This is a genomic window from Actinomycetospora succinea, assembly GCF_004363095.1.
Lineage (GTDB): Bacteria > Actinomycetota > Actinomycetes > Mycobacteriales > Pseudonocardiaceae > Actinomycetospora > Actinomycetospora succinea.
The window spans coordinates 1-16,629 of the sequence record NZ_SNYO01000011.1; the positions used below are offsets into that span (position 1 = coordinate 1).

16 protein-coding genes are annotated in these 16,629 nt (G+C 72.4%); 10 read left to right on the forward strand and 6 right to left on the reverse strand.

Translation table 11 applies throughout. From position 1 onward, the window contains the following. Positions 1-106: 106 nt before the first annotated feature. Positions 107-355, reverse strand: a complete 249-nt coding sequence (locus tag EV188_RS26380; protein ID WP_133829320.1) for a hypothetical protein — start codon at positions 353-355, stop codon at positions 107-109. 291 nt (positions 356-646) lie between these two features. On the opposite strand from EV188_RS26380, the gene EV188_RS26385 reads away from it, so the two are divergent. The 3 genes from EV188_RS26385 (at position 647) to EV188_RS26395 (ending at position 4,535) form a co-directional block, all read left to right on the forward strand. Next, the gene (locus tag EV188_RS26385) at positions 647-3,409 is read left to right on the forward strand and encodes a helix-turn-helix transcriptional regulator (protein WP_133829321.1); all 2,763 of its coding nucleotides are present in this window, start codon (positions 647-649) and stop codon (positions 3,407-3,409) included. A 70-nt stretch (positions 3,410-3,479) separates the two neighbouring features. Continuing rightward, on the forward strand, positions 3,480-3,884 hold the full coding sequence (locus EV188_RS26390) for a VOC family protein (protein ID WP_133829322.1): 405 nt from the start codon (positions 3,480-3,482) through the stop codon (positions 3,882-3,884). A gap of 90 nt (positions 3,885-3,974) precedes the next feature. Next, positions 3,975-4,535: a hypothetical protein gene (locus EV188_RS26395; protein WP_133829323.1), complete on the forward strand. Its 561-nt coding sequence runs from the start codon at positions 3,975-3,977 to the stop codon at positions 4,533-4,535. Here the strand turns inward: EV188_RS26395 and EV188_RS26400 are convergent. Both EV188_RS26400 and EV188_RS31975 read right to left on the reverse strand, forming a co-directional pair. After that, positions 4,508-5,524 carry a hypothetical protein gene (locus EV188_RS26400; RefSeq protein ID WP_133829324.1) on the reverse strand — a complete coding sequence of 339 codons (1,017 nt, stop codon included), beginning with the start codon at positions 5,522-5,524 and terminating at the stop codon, positions 4,508-4,510. The two genes, EV188_RS26395 and EV188_RS26400, sit on opposite strands and share 28 nt — an antisense overlap. Before the next feature lie 179 nt (positions 5,525-5,703). Continuing rightward, positions 5,704-5,841: a hypothetical protein gene (locus tag EV188_RS31975; protein WP_166660091.1), complete on the reverse strand. Its 138-nt coding sequence runs from the start codon at positions 5,839-5,841 to the stop codon at positions 5,704-5,706. Between the two features lie 536 nt (positions 5,842-6,377). On the opposite strand from EV188_RS31975, the gene EV188_RS26405 reads away from it, so the two are divergent. From EV188_RS26405 to EV188_RS26415, 3 genes are all read left to right on the forward strand, one after another. Then, positions 6,378-7,442 (forward strand): sugar transferase, encoded by a 1,065-nt coding sequence (locus tag EV188_RS26405; protein WP_133829325.1) that lies wholly within the window; start codon positions 6,378-6,380, stop codon positions 7,440-7,442. Positions 7,443-7,548: 106 nt separating this feature from the next. Then, positions 7,549-8,376 carry a chitosanase gene (locus tag EV188_RS26410; RefSeq protein WP_166660092.1) on the forward strand — a complete coding sequence of 276 codons (828 nt, stop codon included), beginning with the start codon at positions 7,549-7,551 and terminating at the stop codon, positions 8,374-8,376. Between the two features lie 140 nt (positions 8,377-8,516). Next, positions 8,517-9,191 (forward strand): DUF6308 family protein, encoded by a 675-nt coding sequence (locus tag EV188_RS26415; RefSeq protein ID WP_133829327.1) that lies wholly within the window; start codon positions 8,517-8,519, stop codon positions 9,189-9,191. Between the two features lie 31 nt (positions 9,192-9,222). Here the strand turns inward: EV188_RS26415 and EV188_RS26420 are convergent, their stop codons facing one another. After that, positions 9,223-11,445 (reverse strand): bifunctional polysaccharide deacetylase/glycosyltransferase family 2 protein, encoded by a 2,223-nt coding sequence (locus tag EV188_RS26420; protein WP_341770796.1) that lies wholly within the window; start codon positions 11,443-11,445, stop codon positions 9,223-9,225. Continuing rightward, positions 11,442-12,053: a hypothetical protein gene (locus EV188_RS26425; protein WP_133829328.1), complete on the reverse strand. Its 612-nt coding sequence runs from the start codon at positions 12,051-12,053 to the stop codon at positions 11,442-11,444. The genes EV188_RS26420 and EV188_RS26425 overlap by 4 nt, the downstream gene beginning before the upstream one ends. Positions 12,054-12,315: 262 nt before the next feature. On the opposite strand from EV188_RS26425, the gene EV188_RS26430 reads away from it, so the two are divergent. The 3 genes from EV188_RS26430 to EV188_RS26440 are packed head-to-tail and all read left to right on the forward strand — an operon-like array spanning position 12,316 to position 14,059. Continuing rightward, the gene (locus EV188_RS26430) at positions 12,316-12,696 is read left to right on the forward strand and encodes a hypothetical protein (protein WP_133829329.1); all 381 of its coding nucleotides are present in this window, start codon (positions 12,316-12,318) and stop codon (positions 12,694-12,696) included. 60 nt (positions 12,697-12,756) lie between these two features. Next, complete coding sequence (locus EV188_RS26435) at positions 12,757-13,080, forward strand: hypothetical protein (protein ID WP_133829330.1); 324 nt, start codon at positions 12,757-12,759, stop codon at positions 13,078-13,080. Next, on the forward strand, positions 13,070-14,059 hold the full coding sequence (locus tag EV188_RS26440) for a hypothetical protein (RefSeq protein ID WP_133829331.1): 990 nt from the start codon (positions 13,070-13,072) through the stop codon (positions 14,057-14,059). The genes EV188_RS26435 and EV188_RS26440 overlap by 11 nt, the downstream gene beginning before the upstream one ends. 3 nt (positions 14,060-14,062) lie before the next feature. Here EV188_RS26440 and EV188_RS26445 read toward each other — a convergent pair whose 3' ends face one another. Beyond that, positions 14,063-14,653: a DUF3558 family protein gene (locus tag EV188_RS26445; RefSeq protein WP_166660093.1), complete on the reverse strand. Its 591-nt coding sequence runs from the start codon at positions 14,651-14,653 to the stop codon at positions 14,063-14,065. A gap of 416 nt (positions 14,654-15,069) precedes the next feature. Between EV188_RS26445 and EV188_RS26450 the strand changes: the two genes are divergently transcribed. Continuing rightward, positions 15,070-15,972: a WecB/TagA/CpsF family glycosyltransferase gene (locus tag EV188_RS26450; RefSeq protein WP_166660094.1), complete on the forward strand. Its 903-nt coding sequence runs from the start codon at positions 15,070-15,072 to the stop codon at positions 15,970-15,972. The last annotated feature ends 657 nt before the right edge of the window (positions 15,973-16,629 follow it).

Here is a 16,629-nt window from a genome sequence, read left to right on the forward strand (position 1 = left end):
CGGGCGGCGTCAGACACCCCCACCTCGCCCGAAGGGCCTTCCTCGTTCAATCAGCCACGCCGACCGTCACCAACGTCCTGGCCGAGTACAGCTAGTCGCGACGGAGCTAATCGAGACGGCGTTCCGACGGCGCCTCGGCACGGTCGTGCGCGCCGTCGCGCGGCGACGGGAGGTCGGTGGCGCACCGCGGGTCGTCCGGCGCCGTCTCCGGCTCGTCGACGATCCCGCGGGCGCGCAGGACGTCGAGCGTGTCCGGGCGGTTCCTGCGCACGAGATGGGCGAGCACCAGCGCGCCCACGACCGCCACGACCAGCCACGCCCCCAGGCCGATCAGCACCCACTGCAGCAACGACACGGCGCCCCCACGCCCGAACCGGGCGGCCCTTTCGGCCGCCCGCCCCCTCGTGACCACCAGCAGTGATCAACCTGTCCAGCGTAGGGCGAGGCCGCGCCCGCGCGGAGCAGCGACCGTCACGATCGGGCCACAGTCGGCGCTCCTCTCCGCGGTCGCTCGATCACGCTCGGCGAGCAGGAGCCGGCTCTTGGTCCAATCGGACCAACACGGGCCCCGACACTCCGCCGTTCGGACCCTCACGATGATCTGTCCCGGCCGGAGAATGGGTGCACCGGAGGAGGTGCCCGTCGCGTGTCCGATCGCCCACCCACCACGCCGCAGGTGATCGGCCGTGCCCGCGAGCGGGAGCAGCTCGCCGCGGCGGTGGACCCGGCGCGTCGCGACGGCACGGTCACCGTCCTGCGCGGCGAGCCGGGCGCCGGCAAGACGACGCTGCTCGACGAGGTCGCCGCGGCATCGCTGCGCCTGGTGCTGCGCACGGCCGGCGTGGAGGGCGAGGCGGTCCTGCCGTTCGCGGCGGTCGCGGACCTGCTGCTGCCGATCCTCAAGCACGCCGAGGAGCTGCCCGACGTCCAGCGCGAGGCGCTCGAGATCGCCCTCGCCCTGCGCGCCGGCGACGTCGGGAGCCCGCTCGCCGTCTCCGCGGCCACCCTCGGGGTGCTCGCGGCCGCCGCCGACGTGCGTCCCCTGCTCCTGATCGTCGACGACTTCCCCTGGATCGATCCCCCCTCCCAGCAGGTGCTGATGTTCGTCGCCCGGCGTCTCGCGTCGGAACGGATCGCGCTGCTCCTCGGGGTGCGCGACGAGGTGCCGGTCGACCCCGCGGTCTGGCGCCTGCCGACGATCGCGCTCGGCCCGCTCTCCGCCGACGAGAGCCGCGAGCTCGTCCGCACGCTGCCGGTCCGCACGTCGCCCGCGGTGCTCGAGACGATCGTCGAGCGCTGCGGCGGCAATCCCCTCGCCGTCGTCGAGACGGCCCGGGTCGCCGGCCCCGACCTCCTCGACGCCGCCGCGACCCTGCCGCCGGGCTCGACGCTCGAGCGCGCCTGGTCCGCGGCCATCGACGGGCTCCCGACGACCACCCGCTCGGCGCTGGCGGTGCTCGCGCTGAGCCACTCGACCCGCCGCGACGAGCTCGAGCCCGTCCTCGCCGACCTCGGCCTCGGCGCCGACGACCTGCTCCCCGCCGAGCGCCGCCGGCTCGTCGCGCGCGACGACGAGCACATGAGCCTGCGCCACGACCTCCTGCGCCCCCTCGTCACCGCGCGCACGGCCCGTGACCTGCGTCGACGGGTCCTCCAGGGACTCGCACACCACGCCCCGCGCGACGTCGCCGTCTGGTATCTCGCCGAGTCCACCGAGGCGCCCGACGACGAGGTCGCCGAGCGTCTCGTCGAGGCCGCCGTCACCGCCCGGCGACGCTCCGCCCTCCAGGCCGCCGCGCGCGCCTGGGCCCGCGCCGCCGACTTCACCGCCGACCCGGCCACCCGCGCCGACCGCCTCCTCACCGCCGCCACCGACGCCGCCATCGCCGGCAGCTCTACCCTCGCCGCGACCTGGTGCGAGGAGGCGCTGGCCCTGCGCCACGACCCGACCTTCGCCGCCGACGTCGAGCTCGTCCGGACCCGCGCGCTCACCTGGCTCGACCCGGCGCGCGCCATCGACGGTGCCGTGCGCGCCGCCGACGCGGTGCTCCCCCTGGACCCCGCGCGCGCCGGTCGGCTCTACGTCGAGGCCGCGGCGCCGCTGACGATGACCGGGCGGCTGCGCGAGACCCAGGACGTCGCCGACCGCGCCCGCGACGCCGACGGGCGGACCCTCCCGGCGCTCGCCGGGCTCGGCCACGCCTACGCGCTGACCGGGCGCGTGGACGAGGCGCAGCCGCTGCTCGACGAGCTCGTCGCCCGCGCCGGCGACGCGAACCCGCTGTGGGATGCCCCGCCGCTGGTCATCGGAGGCCAGGCCGCCTGCTTCCTCGAGCGGTTCGACGACGCCCGCCGTCTCCTCGCCCCGGTGACGGCGAGCGCGCGGCAGGTCGGCGTGCCGCTCGTGCTCGCGTTCGCGCTGGGCGCCCACGCGGAGGTCGACTGGTGGGCCGGGCGGTGGCACGCCGCCTACGCCGACGCGAGCGAGGGCGTCGCGTGGGCCGACGAGCTGGGCCAGGCCGGCAGCCGCGCGTTCGGGGAGACGCTGCTCGCCCGGCTCGAAGGGGTGCGCGGCGACGCGGCGTCGTGCCGGGCCCGCGCGGAGGCGGCGCTGGCGGCGGCCGGGCCGCTGGGCATCGAGAGCATCCGGGTCTACGCGGCCGCGGCGCTCGGCGCGGGCGCGCTCGCCGCCGGCGAGCCGGTGACCGCCGCCGCCCACCTCGAGCGCGCCCGCGCGGCGTCCGAGCAGATGGGCACCGCGTGCATGGGCTCGGTGCCGTTCGCCGGCGACCTCGTCGACGCGACGGTCCGGGCCGGCGACCGGACCGCGGCCGTGTCGGCGGTGGCGTGGGTGGGCCGGCTCGCCGAGCGCACGGGGTCGGCGTACGCGGAGGCGATGGCCGCGCGCGGGAAGGGTCTGCTCGCCGACGACCACGACGACGCCGAGCACTGGTTCGCCGTCGCCCACGCCGCGCACGCGCGATTGGCCGCGCCGTACGAGCGCGCGCGGACCGTCCTCGCCCACGCCGAGGTCCGCCGGCGGTGGCGGCGCCCCGGCACTGCACGGGCGTTGCTGCTCGACGCCGAGGCGACGTTCTCCGGGGTGGGCGCGCGCCCGTGGGTCGAGCGCGCCCGCCACGAGCTCGCCGCGACCGGGCACCGGGCGTCCGGCGAGCCTGCCGACGAGGACCCGGTCTCGCTCGAGGTGCTGACGCCGCAGGAGTTCCAGATCGCCCGGGGCATCGCCGACGGCCAGAGCAACGTCGAGGTCGCGGCCGCGCTGTTCGTCTCACGCAAGACGGTGGAGGCGCACCTGACCCGCATCTACCGCAAGCTCGGCGTCCGTTCGCGCACCGAGCTCGCTACCGAATTCACGCGCCGTCGCCGACTCCCCGAGGGAACTCCCTAGTACCGCCGCGCCGTGTCACCCGACAGGCTGATCGCCGAACACGATCAGTACGCACAGCGCGGGAGGTGGGATGACGGCGACGGCGGTCGAGAGGCCCGGCTTCACGGGGTTCCACCACTTCGCGTCGACGGTCAGCGACATCTCGCGCAGTGCCGCCTGGTATGAGCGCGTGCTGGGGCTGACCCCGGCGTCCACGCTCTGCCCGGACGACGGCACCACCGACGGCGTCCTGCTGAGCGACCCCGAGTCCGGGATCGCCATCCGCCTGCACGGCGCCGGCGGCGCCGAGCCGCGCGGCCACGCGGCGCTGTCGGTGTCCAGCCGCGCGCAGCTCGACACCTGGGCGGGCTGGTTCGACGGGCTCGGCGTGCTCCACAGCGGGGTCGTCGACGTCGGCGGCCCGGAGCCGTACGCGTACCTCGTGTTCCGTGATCCGGACGATCTCCCGCTCGTGCTGGTGCACGTCGTGGAGTGAGTCCAGCCAGGCCGCGGAGCGCGGTGAGCACACGTCGGGCGAGTACAGGGGGCGACGTGTGGGGGGACGGCGCGGGGGGCGTCGTGCACCGTGCTCCGCGACCCGGTCCCGGCGGCGGGGGGCGCCGCCGGGGCCGGGGCCGACTTCTGCGCTTTCGGGTGGCCGGTGGTGACCGGCGCGCCGTGGGTCGGCAAGCTGCGCGCGATGACGCGGACAGTGCGGGCGAGCCCCGTGAACCGCCAGGCCCTGGGCCTCGGCGGCGGTGCTGTCGTGCTCGGCGTCGTCCTCGGCCTCGCGGTGCTCGCGCTCTACCCGACCCTCGACCCCGAGAACGTCGGGCGCGGCTTCGTCCTCGTCGGCGGCCTCGTCACCGCGATCCTCGTGAGCGCCGGCGGCCAGCGCGTCCGCTCGCTGCACCGGCCGTCCGGCGACGTGCGCCGCGTCGTCCGGACGCTCGTCGTCTACGGCGTGATCAGCACGATCGTCGGCGTGGTCGTCGTACCGCTGGCGCACGGCGGCTGGACGCCGGTCCTCGTCCTCACGATCGTCGGGAGCCTCGCCCTCGGCGCGCTGGCCGTCGTCGTCGACCAGTGGGTCACCGCGCCGTCCCGTGGAGCGGCCGATCAGCCGCCGTCGCAGATGTCGTCGTAGCCACCGTTCACGGCCGTCTCGCCCTCCGTCGGGAAGTACCAGCCGACGCTGCGGTAGGCGAGCCGCCCGTGGCAGTCGCCGAGGTTCGACGCGACGACCACGACCGGCTTCTGCACGCCGTCGGCGGTCGCGACCCCGTCGGGGACCCAGAGACCGGTACCGCGCCCCGTGGCCTGCGCACCGCCCCACGACTCCCAGGTCACGTCGGTGACCTGCCCGGTCCCGCTACCGCCGGCGTAGATCTCGTTCGGTCGGACGTCGCCGAACCCGGTCTGGTTCGACGACCAGACGGCGCCGAGGGTCGGTGACGCGCTCGCGGCCGCCCCTCCGCCCCCGGTCCGCAGCGCGGTGTTCTCCGCGTACCCGCCGGTCCGCGAGAGGCGCTTGGCGTAGCAGTCGTCCGACCCGATCCCGGCCTGCGCGCACCAGGCGTTCGCCGCGTCGCCGGTCGGGAACGAGCGGTTCACGACGGTGACCCAGAAGTCCTGCCCCCGGAAGCTCGACCAGTCCCCCGACCACACGAGGACGGCGTCGGGGTACGTCTGCCGGAGCTGCTGGTGGTCGGCGAGGACGGCAGCGTAGTCGTAGGTCCGCCCGTCGACGGTCATGCCGACCTTCTTCGCCGAGAGCTGCGGCACCCAGGTCCCGGCGAGCGCCTCGGTCGCGCCCGCGTCGCTGCGCTGCTGCGCCCGGAGGGCCTCGGAAGGGTCAGTGGGCGGCGAGGTCGGAGCCGGCGCTGCGGCTACCGGCGGGCCCGCCACCGCGGACCACGGCTGTCCCACGACGAGGAAGCCGGCCAGGCCCGCGGCGAGGACGGCAAGCACGCAGACGAGGACGACCAGCCAGCGCGACGACCGCGGCGGTGGCACCGGCTGCACCCACGGTCCGGACAGCGGCTCCGGCCGCCGGGGCAGGGGCACGATCGCGATCGGCGCCGTGTCCGGATCGGACGTCCCCGCGGCGCCGTGGTTGGCGTCGACACTCGTCATGCTCTGTCCCCCCGAGTCGGTCGCCGGTGCGGCGGACCGTCCACCCGAGGTCGCGGATCTCCGAGGCGTCGTTACGACATCCGGCCCAGCATCACCCGATCACGTGTCGATGTGACCCGGTGAGCCGTCACCGACGACCCCGTCGGCAGTGCACGGGCGGTGCGACGAACAGCTCCGCGCTACCGGTGGCGGAGCCAGTGCTCGGCGAGCGTCTCGCCCTCGTCGCCGGTGTCGTCCTCCGAGGCGGCCGGCGGCTGTGCGGTTGCTCGGTCGTCCTCGCCGGACGACTCGTCCTCGAGGGCGTCGGTGTCGATCACTCGCCGGTCACGCAAGACGCGGCCGAATGCGAATCCCAGTGGCAGCGCGACAGCGAGCCAGACGCCGAATCCGACGAGAACCCACTGCCAAGCCGTCACAGCTGCCCCCCAGCGCCCGACCGGAATCCAGGAAACGGGCGATACTCGCACTGCGCACCTTAGAGGGTCGACAGCCTCAGTCATAGGTGCTTCGAGACAGTGGACGAGCCACCTGTTCATCGCGAACGCTTCGACGAGATCCTCAGGCCGTCGACGATCGGGCCGCACTACGCACTTCCGCTGCTCATTGCTTCTCGGTAGCGTGCGATTCACACGATCGGGTGGTGATAGGTACACGGCGCGGGGGGCCACACCCGTTCACGAGACCGACCGCGATACAGCGCGGTCGGGGCATCGGTGTCCGGGGGAAAGCCGTGGCGGATGGATGGATCCGGCGCGGGGTGGGCGAGCGCGCGCTCCGTGTCCGTGGTGTCGGTGGCACGCATTGGAGAGGTCGGTCGCTGTCCGTGGGGGCCGCCGATCCGCACAGACACGTCGTGACCGTCCTCCTCGTCACTGCCGATCTTGTGGCTACGGCGGTGGCGTTCTCCTGGACGGGGCAGCTCCGCTCGGTCGCCTGGGCCTTGGCCGGCGTCCTCGCCGTCCGCGTCGCTTCCGGGCTATACCGGACCCGGCTCCGCTTTTCTTACGCCCACGACCTGGGTCGCGCGTTCGCCTCCGTCGCGGCAGGGTTCGCGGTCGCCGTCGCCGGGGCGACCGTTCTCGGCACGCCGCACACCCGCGAGATCGCCATCGGCATGCTCGTGTTCCTGACCGTCAGCGAGATCGGACGCGGCTTAGTTCTCACCCTGGTCCGGCACGCGAGACGGGACCTGGGGCACGGCCTCCGGACCGTTGTCGTCGGCTCCCGGGACGTCGGCCTCGACGTGTTCTCGACGATGCGGTCACACCCCGAACTCGGACTGCTCCCGGTGGCCGTCGCCGACCCCGCTCGGTCCGGCGAAGGGCGCACGGCCGCAGTGGCGGCCCGAGGACCGCTCGCCGACGTCATCGAGGAGCACCATGCGCAGGCCGTCCTGCTGGCCCAGGACGACGCGTGCTCCGTGCCGCTCGCGACCTCGGCGACGATCGCCGACGGTCTCGGGTGCTCGGTGTTGTACCTGCGGCGCGCCTCCGGGTCCCGTGACGGCTCCGACGTCGAGCGTCTTCGCGCTCTCCCTGTCGGTCGGCACAGGGACGGCGCCGCGCAGTCACCGAGTCGGCGAGCCACGCGCGCGTTCGACCTGATCGTGTCCACCGGGGCCCTCGTGTTCCTCCTGCCGCTCATCGCGATCGTGGCGCTCGCCGTGCGCCTCGAATGCGGGAGCCCCGTCATCGCCCGCCGTTGGCGCGTCGGTCGCGCCGGCGAACCGTTCCGGCTCCTGACGTTCACGAGCACCGTCGACGACGGAACCATCGGGCCGGTCGGGCGCGTGATCCGCGGGACGTGGTTGGACGAGCTACCTCAGCTGTGGAACGTGCTGTGCGGGGACATGAGCCTCCTCGGGCCGCGCCCCGGACGCTCGGCCGATGCGCAGGCATCGTCCGCCGATCGCGGTTGAGGCCGGACTGGTCCGTACGGGTCGACCCGATCGGGTGTACCGGGCGACGGCCGCCGCGAGCATGGTCATATCGTCGTCCGGTGACGCCGACGGCCTGGGAGCGACGATGAACCGGCGCTCCTTCCTCGCTCTCGGCGCCGCGGTGGCCGGATGGACCGCGCTCGGCGCCTGCAGCGCGCCGTCGATCGCCGCAGACCCCCGCGCTCCCGGCCTTCTCGACCCGACCCGCAAGCACACCGCCGAAGCCGTCATCAGCACGTTCGAGAACTCGACGACCGAGCTCCCCTACGCCGCGGCGCAGCGGCTCGGCGACGGCCGCGGGATCACCGCGGGCCGTGCCGGGTTCACCAGCGGCACCCACGACCTCCTGCTCGTCGTCCGCCGCTACGAGCAGATCGCCGGCCCCCAGAACCCTCTGCACCGCTACCTCCAGCCCCTGACCCGGATCGACAGCCAGGTCGCCGACGGCGGTGACGGCGACAGCACCAAGGGCCTCGACGGCTTCGAGGACGCCTGGCGCCGGGCGTCGCAGACCGACCCGCGGCTCAACCAGGCCCAGGACGCCGTCTACGACGACCTCTACTTCCGCCCCGCGATGGACCGCGCCCGAGCTATAGGCATCACGAACGCCCTCGGCCAGCTCGCCCTGCTCGACACCGGCATCCAGCACGGCATCGGCTCGGGCCCCGACGACCTCCCGGCGCTGATTACCGAGACCGGCCCGCCCGCCGGCGACGACCCCGCCTGGTTGCGTCGCTTCCTCGAGGTCCGCCGCGAGCACCTCGAGCACCCGGCCTACGAGGAGACCACGGACGTCTGGCGCGAGTCGCTCCCCCGCGTCGACACCCTCGAGAGCTTCATCGACCAGCGTCAGTTCGACCTCGCGACTCCGCTGTCGTGGACCTTCGCCGGCTCCCGCTTCAACGTCGGCTGAGCGCCCGGAGATCCAAAGTAGCCATCTGGACCGGTACGAACCCTGGCCATCGCGAATGGCGGATCCGTCGCCGACAGGTGGTCACACCATCTGGTGGACCGCTCCTGCGCGCAGCACCATCCGCTCTACCGTCGTGCGCTGTGGGGGCGACGCCGGAATGGCTGATCAAGGTCGCGAAGGGCTCCGAGGAGCATCGTGACTGGTGCACGCGGGCTCTGACGACGTACTTCGACGAGCCGGCTCCCGGCAGACCGAACTTCTCCGGCGCCTCCTTCGACGTCCTCGGCGAAAACCCGCCTGACCGGATCGTCCCTGATGACCTCGTGGCGGTCTCGCTGCTCAGCGTCAGGGTCCCGAAGCATGCGGCGCTCCGGGTCCTCGGTCCCGACGCAGATCGGATCTCCGGCCTACTCGAAGGCATCCCGGCCGATCGAGATCTCCACGACGCCACCCCGGGTGCGATCGCGGACGGGGAATGTGCCGATCAGCTCTGGTGGGTTCTGGCCGAACGCCGTCCGGGCCGCCCGCGCGCCGACGTCGACGGCTTCGGCGACGTGACGATCTCGAAGATCCTCGCCCGCAAGCGGCCCCGCCTGCTGCCGGTGTGGGACAGCGTCGTCGGCAAGCAGCTCGGGTTGCGCCGTCCGCGCGATCACTGGACCTGCGTCCAAGAGCTCCTCCACCGCGACCCTGCCTACGTCGAGGTCCTGCGCGCCGCGCATCAAGCCGCCGGCCTGTCGGACCGCGTCAGCGTCCTGCGAACCCTGGACGTCCTCCTGTGGATGGACGGAACCGGTCACTGCCCCGCCCCGTGACGCAGCTGCGAGGGTCGTCGGCTAACGCTGCTCAGCGTCGGCTGAGCACCACCAGCCGCGTCGAGGCCCGTGACGGCGGCGCCTCGGGCGCGTCGGGCGGCGTCGGGAACACCGCCGGTTCCTGCAAGTGCACCTCCAGCCCACCCACGCGCCGCAGCTTCTGCCACCCCAGCCGGATGCCGCCGACCGCGGTGACCATCGAGCGGATCAGCACCGCGTACATGAGCTGCCGGTAGACGATCTGCTGCAGCGGCAGGAGCCACAGCACCCCGATCGGCTCGCGCTCCAGCCGGAACGCGATCACCGCGGCGACGAGCTGGACCGCCTGCACCGTCGACCACGCCACCAGCGTCGTCACGGGGTCGAGGAACAGCAGTCCGTAGACCAGGAAGATGTCGACCAGCGGCGCCAGCAACGGCAGCAGCACCTGGAACACCGCGAGGTGCGCCAGCCCCAGCCGCCCGAAGCGGCCCGACGCCCCCGACTCGAGCACCGCGCGGCGGTGCTTCCACATCGACTGCATCGTCCCGTAGCTCCAGCGGTACCGCTGGCGCCACAGCTGCGGCAGCGTCGCCGGCGCCTCGGTCCAGGCCCGCGCCGACTCCTCGTAGACCACGCGCCAGCCGCTGCGGCAGATCGCCATGGTGAGGTCGGTGTCCTCGGCCAGGGTGTCGTCGCTGACCCCGCCGACCGCGAGCAGCACCCGCCGCCGGAACGCCCCGATCGCGCCCGGGACCGTCGGCATGCAGCGCAGGACGTCGTACACGCGGCGGTCGACGTTGAAGCCCATGACGTACTCGATGTGCTGCCAGCGCGCGATCAGACCCCGCCGGCTCGCGACCTTGGCGTTGCCCGCGACGGCGCCCACCGACGGGTCCGCGAACGGCTGCACCAGCCGTCCGACGGTCGACGGCTCGAACACCGTGTCCCCGTCGATCATGACGATGAGCTCGTGGCGGGCGTGCGCGATGCCGGTGTTCAGCGCCGCGGGCTTGCCGCCGTTGACCTGCCGCACCACTCGCACGCGCGGCAGCCGCAGCGCCTCGACGATGTCGGCGGTGCCGTCGGTGCTGCCGTCGTCGACGACGATCACCTCGACGGGGTGCTCGCTGGCCACCAGCGAGCGCACGGTGGCCGAGATGTTCTCCTTCTCGTTGTAGGCCGGGACGATCACCGAGACCGGCTCGGTCACCGGCGGGCCCCACGAGAACCCGGGGCGGTGCCGCTGCCGGTGGTGCCGGACGGCGACGACGAGCATCAGCACCAGCCGCAGCACGACGAGCACGCCGACCACCAGCAGCAACCAGGTCAGGACGTCGACGACGACCCCGGCCACCGCGACCAGGCCGATCGCGACGCTGCCGGCGAGGTGGTCGGCCGCCGCGACCGGACGGTTGTCGGCGGGCAGCCCGACCGCGACCTCCGGGGTCGTGAACCGGTACCCCTGCGCCTGCAGCTCGGGGATCAGGCGGTCGAGCGCGGCAACGGTCTGGGACCGGTCGCCCCCGGCGTCGTGCAGCAGGACCACGCCGCCCGACCCGTTCGCCGGCTGGGCGTTGCGGACGATCGCGTCGACGCCCGGGCGCTCCCAGTCGCGGCTGTCGGTGTCGGAGAGGACGGTGACGTACCCGTCGCGGCCGGCGGTGGTGAACGAGCGCAGCGCGTCGCCGGTGACCGCGTCCGCGGTCGACGAGTACGGCGGGCGCAGCAGGTAGCTCGACTCCCCCAGCGCTCCCTCGATCACCAGCTGGGTCTCGGTGAGCTCTCGGTCGATGCGGTAGTCCGACGCCTGCGAGAGGTCGGGGTGGGTGAACGTGTGCAGCCCGACCTCCGAGCCCGCCGCGCGGATCTCGCGCAGCAGCTCGGGGTTGCGGGCGGCGTTCGACCCGACCACGAAGAACGTCGCGGGCACCTGGTGGCGGCGCAGCACCTCGAGGACCTGCGGGGTCCAGGTCGGGTCCGGACCGTCGTCGAAGGTCAGCGCGATCGTCTTCGCCGGCATCCGCGCGCTCGCCGGCGCGGCGCCGCGGGCGTCGATCACGGGACCGCCGTCGGTGATCGCCGGCGGCACCCCGTCGGTGGCGTCGGGCGAGGTGTCCTGCGCGACGGCGTCGACCCCGACCTGCGAGCGCGCGAGCCCGTCCACGACGAGCAGGCAGCTGAACATCGTCAGCGCGACCACGACGAACAGCACCCCGGCGCGCGGCAGCAGACGGCGCCGGCGCCTCGGGGTCCGGTGGCGGGGCGCGGTCACGCCTGGCTCACCGTGTTCAGGACGTCGGCGGTCGCCGCGTCGGTGGTCGTGTGCCCGTGCGCGTGGCTCGACGCCCCGTGCGTGTGGTGGTGGTGCTTCGTCTCCTGGTGGTGGCGCTGCTGGTGGCGCGGGGTTTCGCGGGTGGTGACGGTCGTGGTCGTGGTGTGCGTGACGGCGGTGTGGACGATCGCCTTCGGCTCGCGGACCACCCGCAGCGGCACCAGCCGGGCCGGCTGCTTGCGGGGTGCGGCGACGTGGCGCTGGTGGGTGCGCTCGTGCCGGTCGGCGGTCCGCTCGTGGCGTGCCGACGAGGCGTGGTGCGTCGCCGCCGTGGCGACGGGCGACGCCGCGGGCACGACCTCGGGCTCGTCGTCGTCGGCGTCGTCCCCCTCATCGTCCGGCGTCGCCGGGCTCGGCGTGAGCGTCGCGCCCACCGGCTGCAGCGACACCGTCTGCGTGCCCACCGTCAGCCCGAACGCAGCGAGGTAGGCCGCGGCGGCCGAGGCCCCGAGGTACCCCAGCACCGACACCCCGCGCCGCCGACGCCCGCTGGCGTCGACGAACACCGGCGTGTGGTCGCCCGGTTCCTGTGACTCCGTCGTGCTCATGGCCTGACCCCCCGGTCTCGCCGATCTGTCCCTCACCGGGGGTCCGACGGATCCCCGTTGACTACAGATCGTTGTTCCGGTGCGTGATTGCTACAGCGATCGATTCACCCGTCCGCGTGAACCTGCTCCAACGGAGGACGGCACCCGCGGCAGGTTTCGACGCCTCGTAACAGCTCCGTCCGAGCGAGCGACACGCTCCGTGACGCCGCCCGATCGGCGGCGCGTCGCAGCCTCCGTCCACACCCCGAGCCCGAGGTGACCCATGACCGTCGACGTCCAGGACCGCCCCGCTACCCGCCTCGCCGCCGTCTCCGCACGGCGCCGGCGGCTCGAGGAGCAGGTCGCCACCCTGCGCTCCTTCGAGGGACGGCTCACCGACGAGGTCCGGGCCGCCCGCAAAGCCGCCGGCCGCGCCGACCGGGTGCGCGAGCTCCTCTCCCGCCTCGTCGGCGTCCGGGCTCGGCTCCAGGAGACCGAGGTCGCAGTCGCGGTCGCCACGACCGACGAGGACGGCCTGCGCGACGACGCCCACGCCGACGCGGCCGCGCTCGACGAGGCGCGCCGCGAGGCCGAGGAGCGCGAGGCGTTCCACCGCGCCTGCCTCGAGGCGCCGATGGTCCGGCTGGCCCGTCCGGAGGTCTGAGCCGGCCGGAAATGTTCATTCGGCCCCGCCGGGGACCGTCGTCGTGCGACCGTGCCCTACATGAGCGCACCGGGGGCGGGCCAGGGGTTCGAGGTCAACCTGGCCGATCTCGAGCGCTGCGCGAACCAGTCGGTACAGCAGATGATCGCGGCGCTCGACCAGGTGCTGGCGGCGTGGCCGTCGGACCCGGTCCCGATGATCGAGGCGCCCGGCACGGCGGCGGGGAGCGATCTCGTGATCGCGGTGCAGGGTCTCAACGGTCGGCTGCTCGAACGCCAGCGGCACGGTCGGGAGGCCACCGCCGCCACCCGGCAGGCGCTGCTCGACATCCACGACGTCTACCGCCGCGCCGACCAGCAGACCGGCGCCTCCTATGGCGGGTGACGTCCCGGGCGACGCCGAGGTCATCGGCGCCGTCCACGCGTTCGCCGACGCCTACGCGTTCGTGCTCCAGCGCGTCTACCTGCCGCCCTTCGCCAGTCCGATCGACCTCGTGCGGGGCTTCTCGATGCCCGCCGTCGAGGACGTCCGCCGCGAGATGCTCGACGCCCTCCGAACGGTCATCGAGCTCCGCCCGGAGGGCTTCCACCAGGTCGCCACCGGGATCGTCGACGCCCTCGAGTTCCTCGACGAGGGCTCCCCGCGGTCCGGGCGCTTCTCCGAGAACCAGGCCGCGGCGATCCGGCAGCTGGGCTCGTGGCAGGGCGCGGGCGCCGACGCGTTCCGCACGCAGTTCGACCGCGTCCGGCACTTCGCCGCCGAGCAGGCCGAGGCCATGACCGACCTGGGCGGCTACCTGCTCACCGCCTACAAGGTCGCCGGCCTGGCCCGCCGCGACACCGTCGCGCTCCTGCGCGCCGGCACCGCGGCCTGCCACGCCCTGGTCGAAGCCGACGACACCGCCCAGATGCGCGCCGACATCGCCCTGTCGACCGGCGTCGCGCAGTCGGCGATGACGGCCCTCGCCTCCACCAGCGCGCTCGGTGCCGCCCTGGGCGTGGGGATCATCGCCATCGGCACCACCGCCTCGCTCGCCACCCTCGACCTCACCGCCACCTTCCCCGACACCGTGGTCGACCGTGTGAGGCAGGAGCACGCCGGCCTGGTCGGGCGGATGAACGCTGAGTTCGACGAGGTCGTGCAGCGCAGTCGCCGGACCTTCACCAAGTACGCGGAGATCAACACGTTGCTCCTGCACGAACCGCTGCCACCGTCCACCGACGTCGACGGCCCGTCCTTCCGCTACGACGACTTCGCCTCGCCCTCGCGCACCGCGTCGGACTTCGCGCCCGATGTCGCGGAGGCCGCGAGAGAACCGGCCGACCAGCCCGGGGTGAGCCGCATCCGCAGCGCTCTCGGCTGAGACCTAACCGCTGCGCGGCACGAAGGCGAGCAAGGAGCCGGCGATCCGCAACACGACGTCACACGGCGAACCGGCCTCGGGAGGGGCCGGGTCGTACCGGACGAGATCGACCAGCAGCCCCTGGTCCGGGGCGGTGCGGACGTAGACGGAGCAGTCGTCGCCCGAGCTCCGCACCCCGGCCGGGAGCCCAACCACCGGCGGAGCGGCCGTCAGCCCGGTGCGCCTCGCCTCCTCCTCGGCCACGACGTCCCGCTCGTACGGGGCGATGGTGACGTCGTCCTCGGCAGCTGCCGGGTCGACGCGCGCGATCTGGACCTTGCAATGCGCGACGTCGCCGGGGGACGCGGGGTCTGGCGGCGCCGGCCGAATTTCCCGCAGGCTGAAGTCGTCGACGACCGCCGGGGGGAGGAGGTTGCAGGGGAACGTCAGGAACGGCCGCACGTCCCGCTGCTCGGACGGTGCCGGCTGCCCGACGACGGTCGGACGGGTGGGCTGCGACGCAGGCGGATCGATCGGCGCGCACGACGCAGCAGCCAACACCCCGAGCATCGCGATCTGTCGGCTCCACGCGCGCCGAGACTGCCCGACGATCACATGAGCACGATCCCACATCTACCTGGCCTGGCGGACGCAAGACGAAGTAGGCCTCTACGTCCGCAGCATCGTTGGGACGCCGAGTTCCGAAAGATCTCTTTGTTAGTTCATTCGGACTAGTCTATAGGATCTTCAGAGGCACGGAGCGTGATAAGTAGTTCTGCAACTGGCTATCTCATGCGCTTGGTGGCCCATTGAAAAGCGCGGTACGGCCATTCGTGTCTGCGTGCTCGTGTGGCAACCGACGAATGAAGATCTGCTTCTGACCACGGTGAGTTGGTTCACAGCTCAAGCTCACCCATTTAGCCTAGCAACTTCCGGGATACGCGGTAACGCTTCGCTCCCTCCGACCGACGGACAGCCCGAAGGTCTTGATGGTTCTGCGACTAGCTACGACTTCCCCCGGGAGACTTGCCGTGACGTCAGCGATGGAGAACCCCCGCCTTTCTCAGCCGGCGAAGGAATCCGTCTTCTGGTCGTCCGCCCGCGACGAGAAGAGCGTCGACTTAGAGCGTCCGACCGACTCTGACGTTTCCACCGAGGCGCTTGTAGCTGGAGGGATTCGCCTCACCCCCATGACGGCCGGGCAGATCGTCAACGAGATCGTCCTTCGCGCCATGACGGGGAACCGTTTACTGCTCGCCAACCACAACCTCCACAGCCTCTACCTCTGGCAGCGCAACGCCGACGTGAGGAAGTTCTACGAACTTGCCGAGTCGGTCGTCATTGATGGAGCGCCGATCCTCTGGTTGGCGCAGAACCGGCGAGACAACCTCGGAAGCCAGCACCGTGTCGGGAGCACCGACTGGCTGGTCCGACTTCTCCCGGTCGCTGAGGAGGCCGGCCTGAAGATCGCATTCCTTGGAGGCGCTCCGGGCGTCGGTGAGCGGGCGGCGATCGAGATCATGGCGCGTCATCCGCGTCTTGAGATCAGCGTACGGGATGGGTACTTCGATACCGCTAGCGGATCGGTCGAGAATGAGGCCGTTCTTTCGTGGCTCGACGAGGTCAAGCCGGATATTCTCCTCGTCGGCATGGGCATGCCGCTTCAGGAGGCGTGGATTGCCCAGAACTACTCCCGGCTCTCTGCGACGGTGGTCTGCACCGTCGGCGGCTGCATGGACTACGTGGCCGGTAAGCAGGAGCTCGCCCCGCGGTGGATGGGGAGGCTCGGGGTCGAATGGGCGTTCCGACTGACTTGCGACCCTGCACGCCTGTGGCGCCGGTACATGCTAGAGCCACCGGTCGTCGCCGCCGCCCTCGCGCGACGTCGCGCTCGGCGGACGCGGGCTTCTTGGTCGACTGCAATCGCTGGCTGAGTCACTGATCTGTCGGTCAACGATTCGTCGTCGCGCCGAGTATGATCAAGAATCTCGCGCGGCAGGTCAGCCACCGGCCATCGTCGCGTGGGTGTCGTAACCCTGGCACCGGGCGTCGGCAGATCCGAGATACCACCCGTCCGAAGGACGAATCCTCCGGGCACGCGCTGCAGGAACGAATGATCACCGAGCAGCTTCTAGCTACTGGGACTCGGCGATGCTCGCGCAACGTCTGCTCCCTCGTCACTTAGTCAGCGATGTCCTCGCCGAATACGCCCGAGAAGTGCTCCTCGAAAACGAGGTTCGATCCAACGCCTGTCAACGTCGATCGCCTGGTGCATGTGGCTTGCCGATGAGCGCGCTCTCGCTGGCGCACAGCGAATCGGTCATCCCCGAGCCTAGCCGGCAGGTCGATCTCATCGACAAGCCTCGACCAGTCGACCTTCTCAGACTCGAAGCTCACGAACACAGGCCGTTCGGCGAACGGAAGTGGCGACTCCCGCCAGCCAGGGTCGGTCGGCACCTTCGGTATCGATTTCATGTGGCATCGGGGCACTCTGTCCCGCGGGTGGCGCTGAGCTCTACCCATCGCTCGTCAGTAGTCCCCCACACCGACTTAGTCGGATTGCGGTTAACGACAACCCCCTGGACCGGGTT